We start from the raw sequence: 25,727 nt of genomic DNA on the forward strand, positions 1-25,727 counted from the left end.
GTTTATTTTGAAGTTTTTTGCGAGAAACTCGTTTAGCTTCAAACACTTGGCTCGCTGCGATCTCTCGTAGCGGGAGGCGAATCATACAGCACTTAGAAGCACTGTCAACCACCTTTTCAACCGCTTTCGATCATTTGATCGTAGCCCTTACAGCACCTTCAGAATTGTCTAACTCATTGAATTTCAAGGAGTTTGTCGTTCCGTTGTCGCTGGAAGTGGGGCGCATTATAAGGGGATTCAAGAGGGCGTCAACCTTTAATTTCAAGAAAGTGAAATATAAGGGGAAAAGACCGTATCGGGGCTACCAGTGTTCGCCACAACAGTTTCAGCGCCTGTGAGACCGAGCGCCGCCCGCGCGGCGCTCGGTCTCACAGGCGATGAATGTCTCGAGCCGGACGCGGGCGGCGCTCGATCTCACAGACACCAGAGAAACAAAGGCGGGCCCCTCTACTGCCATTGCTATCTCAAGACAGGCCCTTGGCAGCCCCGCCCCACTCTCAAACCGCCCGACCCTGCTTCCTGGCAACCCTGGGAAGCACCCGCGCAACAGCAGGAATCCGCAACACCATCAACACAGCCCCTATAGACGCATAGATCGCCCACTCCCGAAGGTCCGAGCGCACGATCCACAGGAAATGCAGCAAGCCCAACCCAAGCACCGCATACACCAACCTGTGCAGCTTCTTCCACCGCGCCCCAAGCCGCCGCTGGCTGTACCGGTTAGAGGTAACCGCCAACGCCAGCAAACCCAGGAACCCCAGCGCTCCCACAATAATGTATGGCCGCTTGCTCAGTTCCACCGCCAACTGCCCCCAATCCAGCCCCAGAATGAAAAACAGGTAAGCCAGGATGTGCAGCACTATATAGGCGAACACCCACAACCCCAGCTGCCGGCGAACCACAATCCAGCCAGACCAGCCCGTCAGCTTCTGCAGTGGGGTCATGCTCAAGGTCACCAGCAAGAAGGTAAGCGCCCCAAGCCCAAGGCGGTCCATCATGATCTTCCCGGGATCAGGCCCCAGCAGGTTCATCGCCGCTTCATATAGCCACCACACCGGAAACAGGCAGCCCACGACAAAGATGGCCAAGCGAAACCAGGGGTAACGCATCAGTAGTTCTTCCGCAGATCGAGCCCGGTATACAGCGACGCCACTTCATCAGCGTAGCCATTGAACATCTGTGTCTCCCGCACGTTGGGGCTGAACAACCCGCTGGGCAAGCGACGTTCGCGCGCCTGACTCCAGCGCGGGTGGTCGACTGTCGGATTCACATTGGCATAGAAACCATATTCATCCGGCGCCAGCCCTTCCCAGGTAGTACCAGGCTGCTCCGCTACCAGGCTGATGTGCACAATCGACTTGATGCTCTTGAAGCCATACTTCCAAGGCACCACCAGACGCAACGGCGCGCCGTTCTGATTGGGCAGCTCCCGGCCGTACATACCCACCGCGAGAATTGCCAGCGGGTGCATCGCCTCATCCAGGCGCAACCCTTCTCTATAAGGCCAGTCGATCAAGGCAAATCCTGACCGCTGCCCGGGCATATGCTGAGGATCCTTCAGCGTTTCGAAACGCACATAACGCGCCCTCGAGGTCGGCTCGACCTGCTTGAGCACCTGAGCCAAAGGGAACCCCAGCCACGGAATGACCATCGACCACGCCTCTACGCAGCGCAGCCGATAGATCCGCTCCTCAAGCTGATAGGGTTTGACGAAGTCCTCCAGAGCATAGCGTCCGGGTTTGCCAACCTCACCGTCCACCACAATGGACCACGGCTCGGTCTTCAGGCTGTCGCCATTGGCCGCCGGGTCTCCCTTGTCGGGCCCGAACTCGTAAAAGTTGTTGTAGTGGGTGGCATCCTTGAACGGCGTGATCGCCTCGTCCTTCACCGTCACCGCTTGCCAGCGCGTGGCGGAGAGCTTGTCAGTGAACCAGGCCGGCGCGGCCCCAGCCTGCACATCGGCATAACGCGACACTTGCGCCGCGCCCACCCCACCCGGTAATGCGCCTAGCGCCAAGCCAGCCAATGAGCCGCCCAGCAGGGTGCGACGGGAAAGGTAAATGCTTTCGGGGGTGATCTCCGACGCCTTGCACTCGGAAGACCTGGGAAGCTTGATAAGCATGAACGGCTCCATAGCACTGAGTAACGGATGTACCAGTAAGACTATGGAGCCGCGAGGTTATTCCAGCGTTAAGTGATTTTCACACTTTGCGACGGCGCGCCTTCAGCAGGAACTGGATCGGCCCCGATGCTGCATAGGCAAGGAAGATCAGCAGAAGGATGCGTGGTGGGTCGCTGAATACGACGGCAAACACCAGCACCACCGCCAGGATCGCCACGAACGGCACGCGTCCCTTGAGGTCCAGCTCCTTGAAGCTGTTGTACTTGATGTTGCTGACCATCAGCATGCCAGCAGCAGCCACCAGCAGCGCCACCAGGAACGACAGCTTGGAGCCCTGGATGCCATAGTCGCTGAACGCCCATACGGTGCCCGCCACCACACCTGCGGCAGCCGGGCTGGCCAGGCCGATGAAGTAGCGCTTGTCGGCGGTACCGACCTGGGTATTGAAGCGCGCCAGGCGCAACGCGGCACCGGCCACATAGATGAATGCAACCATCCAGCCGACCTTGCCCATGTCACCCAGCGCCCAGCCGAAGGCCAGCAAAGCCGGGGCCACGCCGAAGGCGACCATATCCGACAGCGAGTCATACTCGGCACCGAAGGCACTCTGGGTGTTGGTCATACGCGCAACGCGGCCGTCCAGGCCGTCGAGCACCATGGCCACGAAGATGGCGATAGCGGCAAAAGCGAAGTACTTGCTCGCCTCGCGCGGGTCGCCGGCACTCAGGGCGCTCTGTGCGCTCATCGAGCTGATGATGGAATAGAAACCGGCAAACAGGTTGGCGGTGGTAAACAGGTTGGGCAGCAGGTAGATGCCGCGGTGGCGCACCTTGCGGCCTTCGGCGTCATGCCCTTCTTCAACGTGCTCATCGACAGGTAGCAGGCTTTCGGCGTCGGAGGGCTTGTTCGGCTCTTCGGGACGTTCGCTCATGGAGGGTACCTTGCAACAGGATGGAAAATGTTCGACACGGGCCCGCGAAACAGGTTCTGACAGCGAGCCACTGGTCTGCTTTATACCAGAAGCTGGATGCCAGAATGAAAAAACGCGGCCGAAGCCGCGTTTTTCATCTTTCGATAAGACTTAGTTCTTGGTCTTGTCGACGATTTTGTTAGCCGAGATCCACGGCATCATCGAACGCAGTTGCTCGCCGATGATTTCGATGCCGTGAGCGGCGTTGTTGCGACGCTTGGCGGTCATCGATGGGTAGTTGGTAGCACCTTCGGAGATGAACATCTTCGCGTACTCGCCGTCCTGGATGCGCTTCAGAGCATTGCGCATGGCCTTGCGGGATTCTTCGTTGATGACTTCCGGACCAGTCACGTACTCACCGTATTCGGCGTTGTTGGAGATCGAGTAGTTCATGTTGGCGATGCCGCCTTCGTACATGAGGTCTACGATCAACTTCAGCTCGTGCAGGCATTCGAAGTAGGCCATTTCCGGCGCGTAGCCAGCTTCGACCAGGGTCTCGAAACCGGCTTTGACCAGCTCGACGGTACCGCCACACAGAACAGCCTGCTCACCGAACAGGTCGGTTTCGGTTTCGTCCTTGAAGGTGGTTTCGATGATGCCGGTACGACCACCACCCACGCCCGAAGCGTAGGACAGTGCGACGTTCTTGGCGTTGCCGGAAGCGTCCTGGTAGATAGCGATCAGGTCAGGGATACCGCCGCCTTTGACGAACTCGGAGCGAACGGTGTGGCCCGGGGCTTTCGGCGCGATCATGATCACGTCGAGATCGGCACGCGGAACCACCTGGTTGTAGTGGATCGAGAAACCGTGAGAGAAGGCCAGGGTAGCGCCCTTCTTGATGTTCGGCTCGATTTCGTTCTTGTACAGCGTGCCCTGGAACTCGTCCGGGGTCAGGATCATGACCAGGTCAGCCGCAGCGACAGCGGTAGCAACATCAGCAACTTTCAGGCCGTGGGCTTCAGCCTTGGCAACGGTAGCCGAACCTTTACGCAGACCGACGGTAACGTCTACACCGGAGTCTTTCAGGTTGCACGCCTGAGCGTGACCCTGGGAGCCGTAACCGATGATGGCGACTTTCTTACCCTGGATGATGGAAAGGTCGCAGTCTTTATCGTAGAAAACTTTCATGAAAATACCCCTGGTTATATCTCGGCCCCTGCGGAGCCATCGCTAATTTTTAAATTTAGATGCTGAGCACTTTGTCGCCACGGGCAATGCCGGTAACGCCGCTGCGCACGGTTTCCAGAATCGATGCAGTGCCGATCGCCTGGATGAAGCTGTCCAGTTTGTCGCTGGTACCGCTCAGCTGCACGGTGTACACGCTGGCGGTCACGTCGACGATCTGGCCGCGGAAGATATCCGTGGTGCGCTTGATCTCGGCGCGCTGGGCACCGGTGGCCTTGACCTTGACCAGCATCAGTTCACGCTCGATATGAGCGCTTTCCGACAGGTCGACAAGCTTGACCACTTCGACCAGCTTGTTCAGGTTCTTGGTGATCTGTTCGATCACTTCGTCATGGCCAACGGTGGTCAGCGTCAGACGCGACAGGGTCGGGTCTTCGGTCGGCGCTACAGTCAGGCTTTCAATGTTGTAGTTGCGCTGGGAGAACAGGCCGACCACACGGGACAACGCACCGGGTTCGTTTTCCAGCAGCAGGGAAATGATGTGCCGCATATCAGGTACGCTCCGTCTTGCTCAGCCACATGTCACGCATCGAGCCATCCTTGATCTGCATCGGATAGACGTGCTCACTGCGGTCAACCGCGATGTCGATGAACACCAGACGGTCCTTCATCGCAAACGCTTCCTCCAGCTTCGGCTTGAGGTCTTTCAGGCTGGTAATGCGGATACCCACATGGCCATAGGCTTCGGCCAACTTGATGAAGTCAGGCAGCGACTCGACGTACGAGTGCGAATGACGACCGTTGTAGGCCATGTCCTGCCATTGGCGGACCATGCCCAACACACCGTTGTTCAGGTTGACGATCTTCACCGGCAGGCCGTATTGCATGCAGGTGGACAGCTCCTGGATGTTCATCTGGATGCTGCCTTCGCCGGTCACACAGGCCACGTCCTGATCCGGGAAGTTGAGCTTGATGCCCATCGCCGCCGGGAAGCCGAAGCCCATGGTGCCCAGGCCACCGGAGTTGATCCAGCGGTTTGGCTTGTTGAAGCGGTAGTACTGCGCGGCAAACATCTGGTGTTGGCCCACGTCGGAAGTGACGAAGGCATCGCCATTGGTCACTTCGCACAGTGTCTCGATGACTTTTTGCGGTTTGATGACGTTGCCATCGCCCTTGTCGTAAGGGAACAACTCGCCATTGCCACGCCATTCGTCAATCTGCTTCCACCAGGCATCCAGCGCCGCCTTGTCAGGCTGCTCGCCGATTTCCTTGAGGATGCCGAGCATTTCGCTGAGTACGCTGTCGACCGGGCCGACGATCGGCACGTCGGCCTTGATCATCTTCGAGATCGACGCCGGGTCGATGTCGATGTGGATGATCTTGGCATTCGGGCAGAACTTGGCCGGACCGTTTACAACGCGGTCGTCGAAACGCGCACCGACGGCAAAGATGACGTCGGCATTGTGCATGGCCATGTTGGCGGTGTAGCTGCCATGCATGCCAAGCATGCCGAGGAACTGGCGGTCGGTACCCGGGAAGCCACCCAGCCCCATCAGGGTATTGGTAACCGGCAGGTTCAGCGACTTGGCGATTTCAGTCAGGGCTTCGGAGCCACCGCCGAGGATCACGCCGCCACCGGAGTAGACGACCGGGCGCTTGGCAGCCAGAAGCATCTCGGCAGCCTTGCGGATCTGGCCGGAGTGACCGCGGACCGCCGGGCTGTAGGAGCGCAGCTTGACCTTTTTCGGGTAGACGTATTCGAACTTTTCAGCCGGGTTGGTCATGTCTTTTGGAATGTCGACCACGACTGGACCTGGGCGACCGGATTGCGCCAGGTAAAACGCTTTTTTCAGAATTTCAGGGATCTCGGTCGGGTTCTTGATCATGAAGCTGTGCTTCACGATCGGCCGCGAGATACCGATCATGTCGGTTTCCTGGAAGGCATCGGTGCCCACCATGGTGCTAGGCACCTGGCCGGACAGGATAACCATCGGAATCGAGTCCATGTAGGCGGTGGCAATGCCGGTAATGGCATTGGTCGCGCCAGGACCGGAGGTTACCAGCACCACACCGGCCTTGCCGGTGGCGCGAGCGTAGCCGTCCGCCATATGGGTTGCCGCCTGCTCATGACGAACCAGGATGTGTTCCACTTCCGGTTCTTTGAACAGTGCGTCGTAAACATGCAGGAGAGCACCACCAGGGTACCCGTAGATGTGCTTAACGCCTTCGTCACGCAAGAAGCGGACGACCATCTCAGCGCCAGATAAAAGCTCCACGTTGTTCACCTCTAAAACGCCAGAATACCGCCCTCACTGGACGGGTCTTAATAGGTTTACTGCCAAGCAGAGCATGAGCGAACGTCAGCACTGACTGAGCAAGTATTGGGAGATCCCCAGAGTGTTGCGGGGGTTTCCCACCCAGCGCGAGGTAACGCGTTGCGGGGTGTAACAGGTCGGCGCGGGTGTGCACCTCATGATCTGCTTAGCGGGTCTGCTTCTGGCAGTCCCTCTACAGCGGAAGTTGGATTCTTGTGATTCGGCGCCAACAAGTCAAGAAAAATTATTGCCAATTTTTCCCCAAGATGAATTCCTGCCACCACTAAAAATCGCTTCAGCAGCAGAATTAAGAAGATTTCCAATAAAAAGGGCCACAATCTGCGGCCCTAGAAGGAAAAACTGAAGAAATCAGGCGGAAGGAGCGATCAATTGATCAAAAGCTGCCAACAGGCGCCGTAGCTCACGACTTTGCTCCGGCCGGTCGGTAAACACGGTTTCGGCCATGACAAGGATGCTCGATGCATTGGGCAGCGGGTGACCCAGCTCGATGATGATCTTCATGCGGGGCAGGAAGATCCATTGCAGCCATTGCTCGAAACTAAGGGTATCCACGGCGAACGGCACCGTACTGGCCAGTGCCTCGTCGCTTGGCGGCTCGTCATCCCACCAGCCTTGCACCTGCAGTTCACGCTCGATCAATAGCAGGTGGTCGGCAATATCCAGAATGCGTTGCTCGATCATCACGAATTGACCCGCGCCTTTTGCCGGGCCAGCGCAGCGCCAGCGCTGTCACCCTGCTTTTCACGGGCCTGGGCGATCGTGTTCCATAGCTCAGCCTGCAGGCTTGGGCGGCCGCTGGCGTAGGTCAGGGCGCGGCGCGCCAACTGCTCTGCCTGCGCTGCATCACCTTGCGAGAGGCGCACCTGGGCCAGGCGATACAGCACCTGCGGCTCACGCGGAGCAATACGCTGGGCACGCTCCAGGCTCGAGGCGGCACCGTTGAAGTCGCCACTGCCCTGCTGCGTCTGCGCAGTGGTCAGCAATGCCAGCACCGGGCCGTCCAGTTGCTCGTCGGCCGACAGGCCACCGGCGGCAGCGCTGCGCGGAATACCGGTTGGCGCGCTGGCGCTTTGCGAAGTGCTGTTCATCGCGGCAATGTCGAAAGGCTCATCGGCAATCGGGTTGGGATTGGTGGTCATCGGTGCCGAGCTGACAGGGCCAGGAGTGATCGGCCCTGGAGTGATCGGTGCTGCGCCATTGTTAGCCGGGAACGTCTGGATGGCCGAAGCGCCTGCGCCCTGCGGGATCATCACGGTGACGCCGGAGTCCTCCGGCAGCGTTTGCGCCTGGGCGGTGCCGGTGTTATAGCCACCCGCCGAGCGGTTGGCCGTCACGCGTTCGCTGTTGGACACACGGGTGCTCGAATCGACCACCGGAATATTGCCACGCGGGACGCTGGAGCACCCCTGGAGCACAGCCAACGCCGTCACGGCAGGAAACAGCCACTTGTTCACGTCACACCTCATCAATGCAGCCTGTGCTTAATTCATCCAGCCCTTGACCCAGTCCATTACCGATTCGACTGGATCCTGCTCACCGCCACAGGTTGCGCCGGCCGGCGGCTCACTCCCGCGAATATACGGCATCTGCACCGCTCCCGGACAGCTGGCATCAGACCCATGGCCAGTGTACGGGTCGATCCAGGCCTGCACCACGTTGTCCGGTTGCGGCATGTCCAGCGGCAGCGGGTCGGCCTTCTTCATGAAGCTGGTCCACACCTGCAAGGCTCCGGTGGCGCCGGTAAAGGGTGTCTTGCCGTTATCGTCACGGCCCATCCACACCACGGCCAGCAGATCCTGACTGAAGCCGGAGAACCAGCTGTCCCGCGAGTCGTTACTGGTACCAGTCTTGCCCGCCAGGGTCAGCGAGCGTGGCAAGGTGTTGTACACCGAGCGCCCTGTACCTTCGCGCATTACGCGCTGCATGGCGTTCTGCACCAGGTAAATGGCACCCGGGTCGAAGGTTTGCTGGATCTGGAACGGGTAACGCTTGAGCGGCTCGCCCTCGGCGGTGAGCACGCTGCGGATACCGCGCATCGGCGTGTTGAAGCCGCCGTTGGCGATGGTCTGATACATGGTTGCCACCTGCATTGGCGACATGCCACCAGCCCCCAGCAACATGGCCGGGAACGCTGGCCAATCGACATTCACCCCCAACCGACCAATGGTCTTGATCACGTTCGGCACACCCACTTCCAGGCCGAGCTTGGCGGTCGACAGGTTGTACGAGTTGGCCAGCCCCTGGTACAGGTAGATAGTGCCGTGCGGGCGACGGTCATAGTTTTGCGGGCGCCAGACCTGGCCGTCAGCCCCCTTGACCGAAAATGGCTCGTCCTGCATCCAACTGGTCAGGGTGTACTTGCTTGGCTGCTCCAGCGCGGTCAGGTATACCGACGGCTTGACCAGCGAGCCGATCGGCCGCACAGCATCGATGGCCCGGTTGAAGCCGGCGAAGCCTGCCTGGCGGCTACCGATCAACGCCTGTACTTCACCGGTCTCAGGGTTGGTCACGACCATTGCCGCTTCCACCTCGTCAGCCCCCTTGCGGCCCGCCAGGCGCTTGAAGGTCTCCCTCATCGAGGTTTCGGCCTTCATCTGCAGGATAGGGTCGAAGCTGGTAAAGATGCGCAGGCCTTCTTCGGTCAAGTCTTCGTCGCGGTAGTCCTGACGTAGCTGTCGCTTGACCAGGTCGAGGAAGGCCGGGAACGAGCTGTCGGCCAGGCTGCCACGCTTGGTCACGCCCAGCGGCATCTTCTTCGCCGCATCGACTTCTGCCTGGCTGGCCACACCCTGCTCGGCCACCAGGTCGAGCACCAGGTTGCGGCGCGCCAAAGCGCGCTCGGGGTGACGCCGCGGGTTGTAATAGGACGGGCCTTTGACCATGCCCACCAGCAGGGCGATCTGATGCAGTTTCAGCTCAGACAACGGCTGGCTGAAGAAGAACTGGCTAGCCAGGCCAAAGCCGTGCACGGCGCGTTGACCGTCCTGGCCGACGAACACCTCGTTGAGGTAGGCCTCAAGGATTTCGCGCTTGTCGTAGTGCAGTTCGAGCAGTATCGCCATCATCGCCTCGGTCAGCTTACGGCTGAGGCTGCGCTCGCTGCTGAGGTAGAAGTTTTTCACCAACTGCTGGGTCAAGGTACTGCCACCCTGGCGCATAGAGCCGGACGAAGTGTTGACCCACATGGCCCGGGCGATGGACTTGGGCGACACGCCGTGGTGGCTGTAGAAGTCGCGGTCTTCCGTGGCCACCAGGGTCTCAAGCAGATACTTGGGTACCTGATCGATCTTGATCAGGATGCGGTCTTCGAGGTTTTTCGGGTAGATGCCGCCGATCATCAGCGGCTCCAGCCGCACCACGTCAAGCGACTTGCCGTTGGCACCGGAGAGGCCCGCTACGTAGTCGCCCGAGAAGCGCACGCGCACGAACTGTGCCGGTTCCATGCCCTCGTAGAACTGGAAGCCACGGGTATTGAGGTCGACGGTATTGCCGTTGACGGACGCAGCGCCCGGACCGTTGGCCGCGCTTTCGCGACGGTAGCCAAGCGCATCGAGCTCGGTGAGGAAGTCGTTCTTGCTCAACTTCTGGCCGGTGAACAGCTCCAGCGGCCGGGCATACACCTTGGCCGGGATGGTCCAGCGCTTGCCGGAGAACTTTTCCTGAACGACGGCATCGAGGTAAACCGCGAAGCCGGCGACGATCACCAGGCCTACCAGGCTGAGCTTCAAAGCCCAGCCCAGCCAGGCGCGGGAGCGGCCGGTCGGGCGTTTCTGAGGGGTGCGGGAATTTCGGGTTCGAGTCATGGCGGCGGATTATACGCACTTTATAAAGGCTGGGCAGACGGCCCGGCGGTAGGCAGGGACGGCACCATTGACCATAATGACGCATTCGAATTCCCTTGCCCCGGAAGGATTTGCCGTGAGCCAAGCTCTTATTACTGCGTTGCAGAACCCTGCCCTGTACCCTCATCCCGTGGATGGGTTTCAGCTCATCGAGACGCATATCTCCTGGGTCCTGCTCACTGGCGAGTACGCCTACAAGGTCAAGAAACCGATGAATTTCGGTTTCCTGGACTTCACCGGGCTGGACCAGCGCCAGCATTTCTGTAACGAAGAGTTGCGCCTGAACCAACGCCTGACCGAAGGCCTGTACCTGGACGTGTTGCCGATCACCGGTAGCGTCGACGCACCGCAGATCGGTGGCGAAGGCGAAGCCATCGAGTACGTGCTGAAAATGCGCCAGTTCCCCCAGGGACAGATGCTCAACACACTGCAGGCCAATGGCGAGCTGAACGCCACACACATCGACCAGATGGCCCGGCAGATTGCCGAGTTTCACCTGCAGGCCCCACGTGTGCCGATGGAGCACCCGCTGGGCACGCCAGACAGCGTGATGGCCCCGGTGGAGCAGAACTTCGAGCAAATTCGCCCATTCCTCAGCGACAAAGCCGATCTGCAGCAACTCGACGCCCTACAGGCCTGGGCCCGCAGCAGCTTCGAGCGCCTGCACGGCCTGCTGGAAAGGCGCAAGGCCAATGGCTTCATCCGTGAGTGCCACGGTGACATCCACCTGGGCAACGCCACCTTGATCGATGGCAAGGTGGTGATCTTCGATTGCATCGAATTCAACGAGCCTTTCCGACTGACCGACGTCTACGCCGACACCGCCTTCCTGGCCATGGACCTGGAAGACCGCGGCCTGAAGTGCCTGGCCCGCCGCTTCATCAGCCAGTACCTGGAACTGACGGGGGACTACGAAGGCCTGGAACTGCTCAACTTCTACAAAGCCTACCGCGCGCTGGTGCGGGCCAAGGTCGCACTGTTCAGCATGCCGGCCGACGCTGATGGCGTGCAGCGTGCCACCACCCTGCGCACCTACCGCAACTACGCCAACCTGGCCGAAAGCTACAGTGCCATCCCGTCGCGTCTGCTGGCCATCACCCATGGCGTTTCGGCAGTGGGCAAAAGTCACGTGGCCATGCGCCTGGTCGAGGCCTTGGGTGCAGTGCGCGTGCGTTCGGACGTAGAGCGCAAGCGCCTGTTCGGCGAACAACAGCAGGCCGACGCCGGCCAGCTGAGTATGGGCATATACGACCAGGAGGCCAGCGCAGCGACCTACCAGCGCCTGCACGAGGTGGCAGCGACCGTGCTGCGCGCCGGCTTCCCGGTGGTGCTGGACGCCACCTACCTCAAGCGTGAGCAGCGCCAGGCTGCGGCAGACGTTGCCAGCCAGACCGGAGTGCCGTTCCTCATCCTCGACTGCCACGCGCCGGAGGCGGTCATCGCCAGTTGGCTGGAGCAGCGCCAGGCCGAAAACAGCGACCCCTCGGATGCCACGCTGGAGGTGATCAAGGCCCAGCAGGCCAGCCGTGAGGCGCTGGATGCGCAGGAGCTGGTGCACAGCACCCGCGTCGATACCCAGGCTGCCGGCAGCATGGATCAGGTGATCGAGCAGATTCGCCAGCGGTTGCCTGGCCTGTAAGTTCGTCATCTTCCTGTGCCTGCCCGCGAAGGGGCAGGCACAGGCCGCTCACCCTCCGATGGCAAAAAGCCGCATATTTCCCAACCCCCGCTACACTCCTCTCAGACCTGCTCGCGATTTATCCCCCCATTCCCGTTCAGCCATCGCAAGGAGGCTCGATGAACGATGAATTGCAGCATCTGAAGAACCTTGGCAAGACTTCTGCGCAGTGGCTGCATGCAGCTGGCATCCACAGTGCATCGGATTTGCGCCGCCTGGGCGCGGTGGGTGCGTACCAGGCCGTGAAGACACGAGGGTTCCGTGCATCGAAGGTGCTGTTGTATGCCATTGAAGGCGCCCTGCTGGACATGCACTGGAACGATTTGCCGCTCGAACGCAAGGAAGCACTCAACCAACAATTGGACGCGAAAAACCCTACGCAAAAAAAACCAAAATAATCGGCGTAAAGGGATTGACGCCTAAATGAGAATTGTTATGATTATCACAACTGGTCGCGAGACTGGTTGGATAAGCTAAGAGCCCCTGGTTCGGACTCTCAGATTATCTCCTCATCAGGCTAATCACGGTTATTGACCCGGCAGTTTGCCGGGTCTTTTTTTGCCTGGGCTTTTTCCGGATCAACGCCGCAATTGCGCACAATAATCCTGCTCCGGCATCGCTGCCGTGTACCACACATAGTCAGCCTCGCCAGGCTCGACTCGCTCGCCCACCTCAGCCAGCAGCAATACCTTGCTCTCGTCCGACGCCCCCAGGTCAGCCAGATGCAAGGGTATGCCCAGGTCCTTGCGCACATGGTAAGCCCCGGCAAACAGCAGTGCCGGTTGCGGTGCCGCCTGCAAACGCTCGGCCATGCGCCGGTCGCGCTGCTGCTGAACGGCCAGCATCGCCGGTAACTGGCTTTCCGGCAGCATCCCGCAATGTCCGGCGCGCACCTGTTCCAGCAAGGCAGCCTTTACTGCGGGTGCATTGGACTTTTCGCCCTGCACCGGAGCCGGCTGTCGATAGGCCTGACGCATCTCGGCGGGCGAAAGGTTGGCTGCCAGCAACGACACCCGTTGCTGCAGGGCTTCGGTGACAATCGGCCCGTACAACTGCCAATCCCAGCCCTCCTGCCAGGCCAGCGCCTTGGGCAAGTCTACCGGCAAAGGCTGCCCCACCAGCTTGTCCACCCGTGATTGCTGGCCGGGCTGCAGCATTTCCAGCAACAGACTGCCCTGAGAGCGCTGGCCTTGAAGAGCGCGCAGCAGCCATAGTTGCAGCGCGTGATGGTCAGGGTTGTCGTGCTTCTCGCCGACAAGCACGCGGGGTGCGACAGCCAGGCGCTGTACCAGCTGTTCAGGGCTAATGACCTGCTCATTGGACAGATCGACAATCTTCCCCAGCTCGGCGTGGGTGCGACCTTCGCTGCTCTGCCAGGCGGGCAACGGCGGCAGGCTGGCCTGACAACCGCCTATCGCCAGTACCAGGCACAGCGAGAAACCAGACAGCAGCGCGTGTCGCATCGGCAGTTACTCCATGTCATCCACAATTTGAATGGCCTGCCCCGGGGCGGACCTGTCGCGAGACAAGGCCGCTTCCACAGAGGCCGTGCACGGTTCGAGAATCAACGGGTGATGATCAGCGGATGCCCGCGCTCGGGGTGCGCCTGCACCAGTACGTCGATACCGTACACCGCCCTCAGTGCCGCTGGGGTCAGTACCGCTTCGGGCGTGGCAAACGCGTGGCAGCGCCCCTGCTCCAGCAACAGGATACGATCACAGTACCGCGCCGCCAGGTTCAGGTCATGCAGGATCACCAACACTGCAGCACCGCAGTCGGCAAAGCGGCGAACGGCTTCCAGGGTGGTGTGCTGATGTAGCGGGTCGAGCATCGAGGTCGGTTCGTCGAGCAGCAAAGTGGCACCTTCCTCGCCCGGCCATAGCTGCGCCAGCACGCGGGCAAGGTGTACCCGTTGCCGCTCGCCACCGGAAAGCGCCAGGTAACTGCGCTCTACCAGGTGCCAGGCATCTGCCGCCCGCAACGCCGCTTCGACAATTTCCGCATCGCGTCGCTGACCGGTGCCATGAGGCATGCGCCCCATGCCCACCACTTCCTCGACCCGAAACGAGAAACCCAGGCTGGACACCTGTGGCAGCACTGCCAGGCGCCTTGCCCGTTCCTGCCCGGCCCAATCGGCCAGGGGGCGGTCCTGCAGCGTCACCCGCCCGCGGTCGGGCGCCAGTTCACCGCAAAGCACACTCAGCAGGCTGCTCTTGCCGGCACCGTTGGGACCAAGCACACCCACGACCTGCCCCGGAGGCAACTGCAGGTGAATGTCGTGCAGCACCTCATTGCTGCCCCTGCACAGATACAGGCCCTCTACTTGCAACATCAGCCGCGCCCTCGCATCAGCAGGAACAGGAAGAACGGCGCACCGATGAAGGCCGTGACGATACCAATCGGCAGCTCGGCAGGCGCCAGCAGCAGCCGCGCCGCCAAGTCGGCGAACAACATCAGCACACCGCCGGCCAGCAGCGAGGCTGGCAGCACCACACGGTGATCGGGCCCGGCCAGGAGGCGTACCAGGTGCGGCACTACCAGGCCGATGAAGCCGATCAACCCGGCTGCAGCCACTGCAGCCCCCACCCCCAGCGCCGTGCAGAACACCAACTCACGCTTGAGCCGCTCCACGTCAACGCCCAGGTGACGTGCCTCCGACTCCCCCAGCAACAGGGCATTCAGCGCCTTGGCCCGGCGTGGCAGCCACACCGCTACCGCTACCGCCACCAGCAACAATGGCCACAGCCGCTCATAGCTGGCGCCATTGAGGCTGCCAAGGTTCCAGAATGTCAGCGTACGCAAGGTGGCATCATCGGCCAGGTAAGAGAACAGCCCCACGGCCGCGCCACCCAGCGCGGTCATGGCCACGCCAGCCAGCAGCATCGTGGCAACGTTGGTCTGGCCATCGCGGCGCCCCAGGCGGTAGACCAGCGCAGTGACCCCAAGCCCGCCGACAAAAGCGCAGAACGACAGCAGATAAGGCGCGAAGGCATCCGGCATGCCACCAAACCAGGCGCCGCCAACTATGGCAACCGCTGCCCCTACTGCGGCACCGGCGGCAACGCCTACCAGCCCGGGGTCAGCCAGCGGGTTGCGGAACAGCCCCTGCATGGCCACCCCGGACAGCGCCAGCACCGCGCCCACCGCCAACCCCAACAGGGTGCGCGGCAGGCGGATCTGGCCAAGGATCATCTCGGCCTGCTGCAGGCCATCTTCGGAAACAGGCAATCCCAAAAGACGCAGCCCAGCGCGCAGCGTATCGAGCATTGGCAGGCTGACTGGCCCCAGCGCCAGTGACAGCCAGATCGCCAACAGGCACAACAGGCTCAGGCTAATGAACAACGTACGTGACTGGACCCGTTGTTTCATTGTGCGAAGCTGGCCTGAGCAGCCGGGTAGAAGGTGGCTGCCAACGACTGCAAGGTCGCCGGTAGCCGAGGCCCGAGCCCGCCGACCAACAGCGTCGGGTCCAGTGAGACCAGGCGTTTCTCACGCACGGCCCGCGAGGCAGCCAGCGCGGGGTTTTCTTTCAACAGCGCCTGCAAGGCCTGCTCACCGGCCAGCGCCCGGTCGGAAAACACGATCACATCCGGGTCAAGCGCCGCCAAGGCTTCGTTGGAGAAGTTCTTGTAGCCCTGGTGCGCGGCCAGGTTTCGCCCACCCGCCTGGCCCAGCAGCCAGTCACCGGCAGTGCCTTGCCCGGCAATCAGCGGCTTGGCCCCGGCATGACCGACCAGCAGCAACACCCCAGGAGCCTGCTCCCCGGCCTGGGCCAGCTTGACGTTGACATGCAACGCATCGAGCCGCTGGCGGTAGTCAGCTACAAGCGCGGACGCTTGCTGCTCTGCACCGAGCAACTGCCCCAGGTGCCTGAGGTTTTCATCTACTGCCGGCAGCTCGGCCTTGCTGGAGAACAACTCGACCCGCACGCCGGCCTTGCGGATTTGCGCCAGTACCGGCGGCGGTCCCATTTCCTCGGTGCCCACCAGCACATCCGGGCGCAAGCTGAGAATGCCTTCGGCCGACAGCTGTCGTTGATAACCCACACTGGGCAACGACTTCAACGAGGCCGGGTGCTGACTGGTAGTGTCCACACCGACCAGGCGTGCCTCGCCGCCCAATGCGGTTATCCACTCGCTCAAGGCGCCACCAGCACTGACCCAGCGTTGCGGCAGTTCGGCTGCCAAGGCTTGGGTTGAAAGCACAAGGCTTGCACACAAAGCGAGAAAAGCAGCTGGACGGCGCATCATCGGGTTCCTTCTGAAGACGGGCTGCACGCCTTGTGGCGAGCGGCGGAACTGCGCACCATACACAGCCGGGCGCAGCGAATGCGGGCAATTTGATAATTATTCGCATTGGAGCGTCAAGCCATCACGTGTCTCACGAGCCATCCTTGCCATGCACTTCCTTTGTCCATCCCTCAGCCTGGCCGAGGGCCAAAGCCGCGCCTTCAGCGTAGAAGGCCTCGAACTGTTCGGCGTGCGTCGCCAAGGTCAGGTGTACCTGTACCGCAACCGCTGCCCGCACCGGGACATCCCACTGAACTGGGCAGACGACGCGTTTCTGGATGACAGCGCCAGCCTCATCCACTGCGCCCATCACGGTGCGCTGTTCCTGATAGAAAGCGGCGAATGCGTGGCAGGGCCCTGCGAGGGTGAGCAACTGCAGCCCCTGGGCTGCCACGAAGACAGCCAGGGCATCTGGTTCAAGGGGTAAGCAGCACCGGCAAGCGGCGATCAATGACGATACCCTCGGCGTCCAGCCGGGTGCCATAGGCCAGCACCTCCACCCCGTCCGCTACTGCAGCGCGCAGCGCCTGGGCGTAGGCCATATCGATTTCCTCGGCCGGGCGCACAGCGTCGATACCGGTCAGGTTCACGCAATACAGCTGCACGGCCCGCACGCCCTGCCGGGCCAGCGCTGCCAGCTCGCGCAGGTGTTTCGCACCGCGCTGAGTCACCGCGTCGGGGAAGGCCGCAACAGCAGTGTCGGGGTAGCCCAGCGTCACACTTTTGACCTCGACATAGGCCGGGGCACCCTCGAACTCCAGGCGAAAGTCGATACGGCTGCCTTCCTCGCCATAGGCCACTTCGCGCCTGAGTGCAGTGAAGCCGGCCAGTTCAGTGATAGTGCCGGCGCGCAGGGCCTCTTCGACCAACGCATTTGCCCGCCCGGTATTCACGCAGGCCAACCGCCCCTGGGGGGTTTCGCTGATTTCCCAGGTGCCTGGCAGCTTGCGCTTGGGGTCGTTGGAGCGGCTGAACCACACCTGCCCACCTTCACGCATGCAGTTAAGCATGGAGCCGGTATTCGGGCAGTGGATAGTCATCTGCTCGCCGCTGGCCAGTTCGATATCGGCCAGAAAGCGCTTGTAGCGACGCAGCAGGCGGCCCTGCTCGAGTGACGGAGAGAAACGCATCAGCCTTGCCAGCTCTGCAGGCCACGGGCAATGCGCTGCACCGCTTCTTCCAGGCGCGGCAGGCTCTGGGTATAAGCGAAGCGCACATGGTGCCCGGCCAGGTGGCGACCAAAGTCCAGGCCCGGCGTGAACGCCACGTGCTCGGTTTCCAGGAAGTGTCGGCAGAATGCGAACGCGTCACCGCCAAAAGCGCTGATATCGGCATACAGGTAGAACGCGCCTTGCGGCTCGACGGCAATGCGGAAACCCAGTTCACGCAGGGCGGGCAGCAGGTAGTCGCGACGGCGGGCGAATTCGGCGCGGCGCTCTTCGAAAATGGCCAGCGCCTCGGGCTGGAAACAGGCCAGCGCGGCATGTTGGGCCATGCTCGGCGCACTGATGTACAGGTTCTGCGCCAGTTTCTCCAGGTCGGCCACCGCACCGGGCGGGGCCACCAGCCAGCCAAGGCGCCAACCGGTCATGCCGAAATACTTGGAAAAACTATTCAGGACAAATGCCGAGTCGTCGACTTCCAGCACGCTTGGCGCGTCGATGCCGTAGGTGAGGCCGTGGTAGATCTCGTCCACCACCAGATGACCATGCCGCTCATGGGTGGATTTAGCCAGACGGGCCAACGCTTCGCGCCCCAGCACGGTTCCGGTCGGGTTAGCCGGCGAAGCGACCAGGGCGCCGACGGTGTCCTTGTCCCAGTAGCGCTCAACCAGGTCGGCAGTCAGTTGGTAATTCACGTCCGGGCCCACCGGTACCAATTGGGCCCCGCCCTCGACCAGGCGCAGGAAGTGGCGGTTGCACGGGTAACCCGGATCGGCCAGCAGCCAGTGCTTGCCCGGGTCCACCAGCAGGCTGCTGGCCAGCAGCAGCGCGCCGGAGCCACCCGGGGTAATAAGGATGCGCTCCGGGTCGATATTCAGGCCATAGCGCTGCCCATAAAAGCCGGCAATTGCCTCACGCAGTGCCGGCAGACCGCGTGCGGCGGTGTAGCGAGTGTGCCCGGCGGCCAGCGCGGCCTGGCCGGCAGCGACGATGGGGGCAGCCGTGGTGAAGTCCGGCTCGCCGATTTCCAGGTGAATCACATCGTGCCCGGCCGCCTGCAGCTCGTTGGCACGGGCCAGCAGCGCCATGACGTGGAAAGGTTCGATGGCGCGGCTGCGCGCACTGTAGGGTTGGGCCATGACCTTCTCTCAATTGGGTCTAAACTGGAGATTCTACCTCTGCACACCACCGAACGTACCGCTCAGGCCAGTGTCAATTAGCAGGATCGGGCGGGGTAGCGCACCCCCGATCTATCTGGTAAGTTCGGCGGCTCGCAGTCGCAGGGCCGGCGGTCGCCGGAGATGGAGCATCCTGCGCATTGGATCAGATGAGTGAGAGGCGGTCTATTCATGTCCACCCTAGAAAAGCAAAAAGCCAACCAGAATCTTTATGGGGTTGCACCCTATCAGGAGACCAAGGGTGAGGAGTACATGGGTGAGCCCATGCGCAAGCACTTCACCAAGATCCTCACTGGCTGGAAGCAAGAGCTGATGGTCGGCGTCGACAAGACCGTTGACCATATGAAAGAAGAGGCAGCCAACTTCGCAGATCCCGCAGACCGCGCATCCCAGGAAGAGGAATTCGCCCTCGAACTGCGCAACCGCGACCGCGAGCGCAAGCTGATCAAGAAGATCGATAAAACCCTGCAGAAGATTCAGGACGAGGAGTACGGCTGGTGCGAGTCGTGCGGCATCGAGATCGGCTTGCGCCGCCTGGAAGCCCGCCCGACCGCCGACCTGTGCTTCGACTGCAAGGAAATTGCCGAGAAAAAGGAAAAAACGGTCGGCAAAGGCTGATCTTTCTTCCACCTGAACGGGGCGCATCATGCGCCCCGTTTCATTTATATACCCAGCCTGACCATGACCGACTCCAGCTACATCGGGCGCTTCGCCCCCACCCCCAGCGGCTTCCTGCACTTCGGCTCGCTGGTCGCCGCCCTCGCCTCCTGGCTCGATGCCCGCGCCGTCAACGGCCGCTGGCTGCTGCGCATGGAAGACACCGACCCGCCCCGGGAAATGCCCGGCGCGCGCGATGCCATCCTCCAGACGCTGGAACGTTACGGCCTGCAATGGGATGGCGAGGTGGTATTCCAGAGCCAGCGCCACGATGCCTATGCCGCCGTGGTAGACCGCCTGTTCAACATGGGCCTGGCGTACGCATGCACCTGCTCGCGCAAGCAGCTGGAAAGCTACAACGGCATCTACCCAGGCTTTTGCCGCGACGCCGGGCATGCCCGTGAAGGGGCGGCCATCCGCTTGCGGGTGCCGGAGCTGATCTACCGCTTTACCGACCGAGTGCAGGGTGAGTACCAGCAACACCTGGGGCGTGAGGTGGGCGATTTCGTCATCCAGCGTCGTGACGGGTTATACGCCTACCAGCTGGCCGTGGTGCTGGACGATGCCTGGCAGGGTGTTACCGACATCGTGCGTGGCGCCGACCTGCTCGACAATACCCCGCGCCAGCTGTACCTGCAGGAACTGTTGGGCTTCTCACAGCCGCGTTACCTGCATATTCCGCTGATCGTGCAGCCAGATGGGCACAAGCTGGGCAAGTCGTACCGTTCCCCGCCACTGCAGGCGGAGCATGCTACCCCCCTGCTGTTGCGGGCATTGCGGGCGCTGGGGCAGGAGACGGACCCGAAACTGCTGTTGGCTACGCCGGCAGAGGTGCTGGCAGTCGCGCGCACGCAGTGGCGGCCAGAAGCGATCGCGCAGCGGACCACGGTGCCGGAGGCTGATTTGCGCTGAACCTTTACCGGTCTCTTCGCGGGCGCGCCCGCTCCCACAGGGTCCTCAATAAACCTAGAGGCAACGCTTTACCTGTAGGAGTGGGTTCACCCGCGAAGAGGCCGGCACATTCATTCCTCCTCTCAAAAACAAAAGCCCAGTAAATTCAAACCCTTGGCTAACGCTGTGGATTCCCGCTAGCATCCCCCCTGCCATTTGCGCCAATAATAAGTTCAAGCCCGCAGCGCCCAACCATCGAGGCCAGCATGTACATCTATCGTTTGGTCCTGCTTCTGGTCGTGGGGATCTACCTGTTCTCCCCGGCCATCATGGACTGGTGGATCGAACCGACCGGAGCCTGGTACCGCCCCTACCTGCTCTGGCTGATCCTGATCGTCGTCACCTTCATCCTGCAGAGCCAACGAGATGCCGATGAGCTTTAGCCTGACCCAGATGATCCTGATCAGCGCCGGGTACCTCATGGTGCTGTTCGGCGTGGCCTGGATCAGCGAGCGCGGGCTGATCCCGCGTTCGATCATTCGCCACCCACTTACCTACACCCTGTCGCTGGGCGTTTACGCCAGTGCCTGGGCCTTCTATGGCTCGGTTGGCCTGGCCTACCAGTATGGCTACGGCTTCCTTGCCTGTTACCTGGGGGTGTCTGGCGCATTCCTGCTGGCGCCGGTGCTGCTCTACCCGATCCTCAAGATCACCCGCACCTACCAGCTGTCATCGCTGGCCGACCTGCTGGCCTTCCGCTTCCGCAGTACCTGGGCCGGAGCCTTGACCACCATCATCATGCTGATTGGCGTGCTGCCGTTGCTGGCCCTGCAGATCCAGGCGGTGGCCGACTCGATCAGCATCCTTACCGGTGAACCGGTCAAGGCCCGGGTGGCCTTTGCCTTTTGCACGCTGATCATTCTGTTCACCATCTTCTTCGGCTCGCGGCACATCGCCACGCGCGAAAAGCATGAGGGGTTGGTATTCGCCATCGCCTTCGAGTCGGTGATCAAACTGCTGGCCCTGGGCGGTATCGGCTTGTATGCCTTGTATGGCGTATTCGGCGGCCCGCACGAGCTGGAAGTCTGGCTGTTGCAGAACCAGACCGCCCTTGCCGCCCTGCACACACCCCTGCAGGAAGGCCCATGGCGTACCCTGCTGCTGGTGTTCTTCGCCTCGGCCATCGTCATGCCGCACATGTACCACATGGCCTTTACCGAAAACCTCAACCCGCGCTCGCTGGTCAGCGCCAGTTGGGGCCTGCCGCTGTTCCTGCTGCTGATGAGTCTTGCCGTGCCGCTGGTGCTGTGGGCCGGCCTGCGTCTGGGCGCCAGCACCAACCCCGAGTACTTCACCCTGGGCCTGGGCATCGCCGCCAACAACCAGGCATTGGCACTGCTGGCCTACATTGGCGGCCTGTCGGCAGCCAGCGGCCTGATCATCGTCACCACCCTGGCGCTGTCGGGCATGGCCCTTAACCATCTGGTGCTGCCGCTTTACCAGCCCCCGGCCGAGGGCAACATCTACCGTTGGCTGAAGTGGACCCGCCGTGCACTGATCGTCGCCATCATCACCGCCGGCTTCATGTTCTACCTGAGCCAGAACTACCACCAGAGCCTGGCCAACCTGGGCATCGTCGCTTTCGTCGCCACCTTGCAGTTCCTGCCTGGGGTGCTGTCGGTGCTCTACTGGCCAACCGCCAACCGCCGCGGTTTCATCGCCGGGCTGCTGGCCGGCACCCTGGTGTGGATGGTGACCATGCTGCTGCCGCTTCTCGGCAACTTGCAGGGCTTCTACATCCCGCTGCTGGACATGATCTATGTGCTGGACGATACCAGCTGGCACATGGCAGCCATCGCCTCGCTGGCGGCCAACGTGCTGCTGTTCACCCTGATCTCGCTGTTCACCAACGCCAGCAACGAAGAGGTCAGCGCGGCCGAAGCCTGTGCCGTGGATAACGTGCGCCGCCCGCAACGCCGCGAACTGCATGCCGCTTCGCCGCAGGAGTTCGCCACCCAGCTGGCCAAGCCGCTGGGCGCCAAGGCCGCGCAAAAGGAAGTGGAGCAAGCGCTACGCGATCTCTACCTGCCGTTCGACGAACGCCGCCCCTATGCCCTGCGCCGCCTGCGCGACCGCATCGAGGCCAACCTGTCCGGCCTGATGGGGCCGAGCGTGGCCCAGGACATGGTCGAGACTTTCCTGCCGTACAAGTCCGGTAACGAAAACTACGTGACCGAAGACATCCACTTCATCGAAAGCCGCCTGGAGGATTACCACTCGCGCCTGACCGGGCTGGCCGCCGAACTCGATGCCCTGCGCCGCTACCATCGCCAGACCCTGCAGGAGTTGCCCATGGGCGTCTGCTCGCTGGCCAAGGACCAGGAAATCCTGATGTGGAACAAGGCCATGGAAGAGCTCACCGGCATCGCCGCCAAGCATGTGGTCGGCTCGCGTCTGGTCACTATCGACGAGCCTTGGCGCGGCCTGCTGCAAGGCTTCATCAACGTGCCCGACGAGCACCTGCACAAGCAGCGCCTGGCGCTGGACGGCCAGCCGCGCTGGCTGAACCTGCACAAGGCAGCCATCGACGAGCCACTGGCCCCCGGTAACAGCGGGTTGGTACTGCTGGTGGAAGACCTTACCGAAACCCAGGCACTGGAAGACAAGCTGGTGCACTCCGAGCGCCTGGCCAGCATCGGCCGCCTGGCCGCCGGCGTGGCCCACGAAATCGGCAACCCGATCACCGGTATCGCCTGCCTGGCGCAAAACCTGCGCGAGGAACGCGAAGACGATGGCGAAATCATCGAGTTGTCCAGCCAGATCCTTGACCAGACCAAGCGCGTATCGCGCATCGTCCAGTCGCTGATGAGCTTCGCCCATGCCGGCGGCAGCCACCAGAACAGCGAGGAGCCTGTGTGCCTGGCCGAAGTGGCACAAGATGCCATCGGTCTGCTGGCGTTGAACCGGCGCAATTTCGAAGTACAGTTCTTCAACCTTTGCGACCCGGACCACTGGGCCGAAGGTGACCCGCAGCGCCTGGCCCAGGTACTGATCAACCTGCTCTCCAACGCCCGCGATGCCTCGCCGCCCGGCAGCGCCGTGCGCGTGCGCAGCGAGGTTAACGAGCACACCGTCGACCTGATCGTCGAAGACGAAGGCAGCGGGATTCCGAAGACCATCATGGACCGCCTGTTCGAACCCTTCTTCACCACCAAGGACCCGGGCGAAGGAACCGGACTGGGGCTCGCTCTGGTCTATTCCATCGTGGAAGAGCATTATGGGCAAATCACCATCGACAGCCCGGCCGATATCGAACGGCAACGTGGCACCCGGATCCGCGTGACCCTGCCCCGGCATGTCGTAGCGACGTCCCCTGAAATTCGAGACCGTCGAGAGAATTGAATCAATGCCGCACATTCTGATCGTCGAAGACGAAACCATCATCCGCTCGGCCTTGCGTCGTCTGCTTGAGCGGAACCAGTACCAGGTCAGCGAGGCCGGCTCGGTGCAGGAAGCCCAGGAACGCTTCAGCATTGCCACTTTCGACCTCATCGTCAGCGACCTGCGCCTGCCAGGCGCGCCCGGCACCGAGCTGATCAAGCTCGGCCAAGGCACCCCGGTGCTGATCATGACCAGTTACGCCAGCCTGCGCTCAGCGGTGGACTCGATGAAAATGGGCGCGGTGGACTACATCGCCAAGCCCTTCGACCATGATGAGATGCTGCAGGCAGTGGCGCGTATTCTGCGCGACCGGCAAAACGCCCCGGCTGCGGCACCACCTGCCGAGCCACGCGCCAGCAATGGCAAGGTTGCAGCGTCCGACAAAGGCAGCGCAGCAACGGCCAATGGCGAAATCGGCATCATCGGCTCGTGCCAGCCCATGCAGGACATGTACAGCAAGATCCGCAAAGTCGCGCCTACCGACTCCAATGTGCTGATCCAGGGCGAGTCGGGCACAGGTAAAGAGCTGGTGGCCCGCGCCCTGCACAACCTGTCTCGCCGGGCCAAGGCACCGATGATCTCGGTGAACTGCGCAGCCATCCCCGAAACGCTGATCGAATCCGAACTGTTCGGCCACGAAAAAGGCGCGTTCACTGGCGCCAGCGCCGGGCGCGCCGGCTTGGTGGAGGCCGCCGATGGCGGCACGTTGTTCCTCGATGAGATTGGCGAACTGCCGCTGGAAGCCCAGGCTCGCCTGCTACGTGTGCTGCAGGAAGGCGAGATACGCCGGGTAGGTTCGGTGCAGTCGCAAAAGGTCGATGTGCGCCTGATCGCCGCGACCCACCGCGACCTGAAAAACCTGGCCAAGGCCGGCCAGTTCCGTGAAGACCTGTATTACCGCCTGCACGTCATTGCCCTGAAGCTGCCGGCCCTGCGCGAGCGTGGCAGCGACGTCAACGAGATCGCCAGCGTCTTCCTCGCCCGCCAGAGCGCTCGCATCGGCCGCGACGACCTGCACTTCTCGGCCGAGGCCGAGCAAGCCATTCGTCACTACAGCTGGCCCGGTAACGTGCGTGAACTGGAGAACGCCGTGGAGCGCGCGGTGATCCTCAGCGAGAGCGCAGAAATTTCCGCCGAGCTGCTTGGCATCGACATCGAGCTGAGCGACCTGGAAGAGGACGACATCCTCGACAATGCCCTGGTGGTGTCCAGCGCGGCCAATGCGAGCCACGAGCCGACCGAAGACCTGTCGCTGGAAGACTACTTCCAGCACTTCGTGCTTGAACACCAGGACCACATGACCGAGACCGAACTGGCACGCAAGCTCGGCGTCAGCCGCAAGTGCCTGTGGGAACGCCGCCAACGCCTGGGCATCCCACGGCGCAAGAGCAACGCTACCAGCGAATAACCCACCTGCGCACCGCACGCCGTAGCCTATGCGGCGTCGGTGAGATCGAGCGCCGCCCGCGCGGCGCTAGGTCTCACAGGCGCAGAACGTGTCACGGCGCCCCGCAGGTAACACATCACCTCCCGTAAAAATCTGTTACCCCAGCTTTCCGCCGTAACAGTCCCCGAGGCGTACGGTAACGAAATCCCGACCTTTTCGACCTGCCAAGAATTGCAAAACCCGCTCAAACCCCTGATTTTGCTGGGTTTTCAAAAGTTGGCACGGCACCTGCTATATCTTTGGTACAAGAACAATAACAAGCACTGCAACTCATAATAAGAACAAGACGAAACGGCTCACGCACAATAAAAACAAGATGGCGGAGGCGCAGCTAACTGATTCTTTTGGAGAGGATGCGTGTTTGGGGCTTGCCCCACAACCAGGCAGAGAACAACAAAAACTGCACTAAAAAGCAGCGCCTGAACTGGTTGGATCGACAGATCAACGTGTCATCAGCGGCCAAAGCAATCCGTTTGCTCTTTACCCCCGGTTTGGGGGTCGTCCACAAGTTTCGAGATTTGTGGACAGGGCGCTCAACAAAAACAAGAAGCCCAGCAAAAAAACAATAAGAGCACGCAATGACTTCTT

The 25,727-nt window shown here is 61.7% G+C and carries 23 protein-coding genes; 8 read left to right on the forward strand and 15 right to left on the reverse strand.

Translation table 11 applies throughout. From position 1 onward, the window contains the following. Positions 1–497 precede the first annotated feature (497 nt). The 9 genes from msrQ to mrcB all read right to left on the reverse strand — a co-directional run bounded on the left by msrQ (position 498) and on the right by mrcB (position 10,356). Positions 498–1,109, reverse strand: coding sequence for a protein-methionine-sulfoxide reductase heme-binding subunit MsrQ (gene msrQ / locus ACF8RA_RS22655; RefSeq protein WP_176685353.1), 612 nt, complete (start codon positions 1,107–1,109; stop codon positions 498–500). Continuing rightward, on the reverse strand, positions 1,109–2,122 hold the full coding sequence (gene msrP, locus ACF8RA_RS22660) for a protein-methionine-sulfoxide reductase catalytic subunit MsrP (protein ID WP_392519595.1): 1,014 nt from the start codon (positions 2,120–2,122) through the stop codon (positions 1,109–1,111). The genes msrQ and msrP overlap by 1 nt, the downstream gene beginning before the upstream one ends. 79 nt (positions 2,123–2,201) lie before the next feature. Continuing rightward, positions 2,202–3,053, reverse strand: coding sequence for a CDP-diacylglycerol--serine O-phosphatidyltransferase (gene pssA / locus ACF8RA_RS22665; RefSeq protein WP_021784770.1), 852 nt, complete (start codon positions 3,051–3,053; stop codon positions 2,202–2,204). A gap of 150 nt (positions 3,054–3,203) precedes the next feature. Next, positions 3,204–4,220, reverse strand: coding sequence for a ketol-acid reductoisomerase (gene ilvC, locus ACF8RA_RS22670; protein ID WP_021784771.1), 1,017 nt, complete (start codon positions 4,218–4,220; stop codon positions 3,204–3,206). 55 nt (positions 4,221–4,275) lie between these two features. Continuing rightward, complete coding sequence (ilvN, locus tag ACF8RA_RS22675; protein ID WP_003250040.1) at positions 4,276–4,767, reverse strand: acetolactate synthase small subunit; 492 nt, start codon at positions 4,765–4,767, stop codon at positions 4,276–4,278. 1 nt (position 4,768) lies between these two features. Next, entirely contained in the window at positions 4,769–6,493 is a 1,725-nt protein-coding gene (locus ACF8RA_RS22680) for an acetolactate synthase 3 large subunit (protein WP_028697593.1), read from the reverse strand. A gap of 408 nt (positions 6,494–6,901) precedes the next feature. Beyond that, positions 6,902–7,234 carry a YqcC family protein gene (locus ACF8RA_RS22685; protein WP_019099850.1) on the reverse strand — a complete coding sequence of 111 codons (333 nt, stop codon included), beginning with the start codon at positions 7,232–7,234 and terminating at the stop codon, positions 6,902–6,904. Beyond that, positions 7,234–8,019: a tetratricopeptide repeat protein gene (locus ACF8RA_RS22690; RefSeq protein ID WP_392514496.1), complete on the reverse strand. Its 786-nt coding sequence runs from the start codon at positions 8,017–8,019 to the stop codon at positions 7,234–7,236. The genes ACF8RA_RS22685 and ACF8RA_RS22690 overlap by 1 nt, the downstream gene beginning before the upstream one ends. A 15-nt stretch (positions 8,020–8,034) precedes the next feature. Beyond that, positions 8,035–10,356 carry a penicillin-binding protein 1B gene (mrcB, locus tag ACF8RA_RS22695; protein ID WP_392519596.1) on the reverse strand — a complete coding sequence of 774 codons (2,322 nt, stop codon included), beginning with the start codon at positions 10,354–10,356 and terminating at the stop codon, positions 8,035–8,037. A 115-nt stretch (positions 10,357–10,471) separates the two neighbouring features. On the opposite strand from mrcB, the gene ACF8RA_RS22700 reads away from it, so the two are divergent. Together ACF8RA_RS22700 and ACF8RA_RS22705 are read left to right on the forward strand one after the other, a co-directional pair. Then, complete coding sequence (locus ACF8RA_RS22700; RefSeq protein WP_392519597.1) at positions 10,472–12,034, forward strand: AAA family ATPase; 1,563 nt, start codon at positions 10,472–10,474, stop codon at positions 12,032–12,034. A gap of 158 nt (positions 12,035–12,192) precedes the next feature. Next, positions 12,193–12,471 carry a TfoX/Sxy family protein gene (locus tag ACF8RA_RS22705; protein ID WP_010955337.1) on the forward strand — a complete coding sequence of 93 codons (279 nt, stop codon included), beginning with the start codon at positions 12,193–12,195 and terminating at the stop codon, positions 12,469–12,471. A gap of 180 nt (positions 12,472–12,651) precedes the next feature. Here ACF8RA_RS22705 and ACF8RA_RS22710 read toward each other — a convergent pair whose 3' ends face one another. The 4 genes from ACF8RA_RS22710 to ACF8RA_RS22725 all read right to left on the reverse strand — a co-directional run bounded on the left by ACF8RA_RS22710 (position 12,652) and on the right by ACF8RA_RS22725 (position 16,323). Further along, positions 12,652–13,536 carry a ChaN family lipoprotein gene (locus tag ACF8RA_RS22710; RefSeq protein WP_392519598.1) on the reverse strand — a complete coding sequence of 295 codons (885 nt, stop codon included), beginning with the start codon at positions 13,534–13,536 and terminating at the stop codon, positions 12,652–12,654. A gap of 101 nt (positions 13,537–13,637) precedes the next feature. Continuing rightward, a complete protein-coding gene (locus ACF8RA_RS22715; RefSeq protein ID WP_209963420.1) occupies positions 13,638–14,405 on the reverse strand; it encodes a heme ABC transporter ATP-binding protein in 768 nt (255 codons plus the stop codon). Next, positions 14,405–15,388 carry an iron ABC transporter permease gene (locus tag ACF8RA_RS22720; protein ID WP_176685385.1) on the reverse strand — a complete coding sequence of 328 codons (984 nt, stop codon included), beginning with the start codon at positions 15,386–15,388 and terminating at the stop codon, positions 14,405–14,407. Before ACF8RA_RS22720 ends, ACF8RA_RS22715 begins: the two co-directional genes overlap by 1 nt. Before the next feature lie 50 nt (positions 15,389–15,438). Continuing rightward, on the reverse strand, positions 15,439–16,323 hold the full coding sequence (locus ACF8RA_RS22725; protein WP_392462319.1) for a hemin ABC transporter substrate-binding protein: 885 nt from the start codon (positions 16,321–16,323) through the stop codon (positions 15,439–15,441). Positions 16,324–16,471: 148 nt separating this feature from the next. Between ACF8RA_RS22725 and ACF8RA_RS22730 the strand changes: the two genes are divergently transcribed. Continuing rightward, positions 16,472–16,789, forward strand: a complete 318-nt coding sequence (locus ACF8RA_RS22730) for a Rieske (2Fe-2S) protein (RefSeq protein WP_392514497.1) — start codon at positions 16,472–16,474, stop codon at positions 16,787–16,789. On the opposite strand, the gene sfsA is transcribed toward ACF8RA_RS22730, so the two are convergent. Continuing rightward, a complete protein-coding gene (gene sfsA / locus ACF8RA_RS22735; protein WP_176685361.1) occupies positions 16,779–17,492 on the reverse strand; it encodes a DNA/RNA nuclease SfsA in 714 nt (237 codons plus the stop codon). The genes ACF8RA_RS22730 and sfsA overlap by 11 nt on opposite strands. Further along, positions 17,492–18,664 carry a pyridoxal phosphate-dependent aminotransferase gene (locus ACF8RA_RS22740; protein WP_176685362.1) on the reverse strand — a complete coding sequence of 391 codons (1,173 nt, stop codon included), beginning with the start codon at positions 18,662–18,664 and terminating at the stop codon, positions 17,492–17,494. The genes sfsA and ACF8RA_RS22740 overlap by 1 nt, the downstream gene beginning before the upstream one ends. A gap of 210 nt (positions 18,665–18,874) precedes the next feature. Here ACF8RA_RS22740 and dksA point away from each other — a divergent pair, with 210 nt between their 5' ends. From dksA to ACF8RA_RS22765, 5 genes are all read left to right on the forward strand, one after another. Then, on the forward strand, positions 18,875–19,321 hold the full coding sequence (gene dksA, locus ACF8RA_RS22745; RefSeq protein ID WP_003250009.1) for an RNA polymerase-binding protein DksA: 447 nt from the start codon (positions 18,875–18,877) through the stop codon (positions 19,319–19,321). 63 nt (positions 19,322–19,384) lie between these two features. After that, positions 19,385–20,272, forward strand: coding sequence for a tRNA glutamyl-Q(34) synthetase GluQRS (gluQRS, locus tag ACF8RA_RS22750; RefSeq protein WP_392519599.1), 888 nt, complete (start codon positions 19,385–19,387; stop codon positions 20,270–20,272). A 245-nt stretch (positions 20,273–20,517) separates the two neighbouring features. Further along, complete coding sequence (locus ACF8RA_RS22755; RefSeq protein ID WP_003250005.1) at positions 20,518–20,694, forward strand: hypothetical protein; 177 nt, start codon at positions 20,518–20,520, stop codon at positions 20,692–20,694. Then, positions 20,678–23,653: a sensor histidine kinase gene (locus ACF8RA_RS22760; RefSeq protein WP_176685364.1), complete on the forward strand. Its 2,976-nt coding sequence runs from the start codon at positions 20,678–20,680 to the stop codon at positions 23,651–23,653. Before ACF8RA_RS22755 ends, ACF8RA_RS22760 begins: the two co-directional genes overlap by 17 nt. Positions 23,654–23,657: 4 nt before the next feature. Beyond that, complete coding sequence (locus ACF8RA_RS22765) at positions 23,658–25,100, forward strand: sigma-54-dependent transcriptional regulator (RefSeq protein WP_392462321.1); 1,443 nt, start codon at positions 23,658–23,660, stop codon at positions 25,098–25,100. Positions 25,101–25,727 lie beyond the last annotated feature (627 nt).

Source organism: Pseudomonas sp. FYR_5, from assembly GCF_043106315.1.
Lineage (GTDB): Bacteria > Pseudomonadota > Gammaproteobacteria > Pseudomonadales > Pseudomonadaceae > Aquipseudomonas > Aquipseudomonas putida_Y.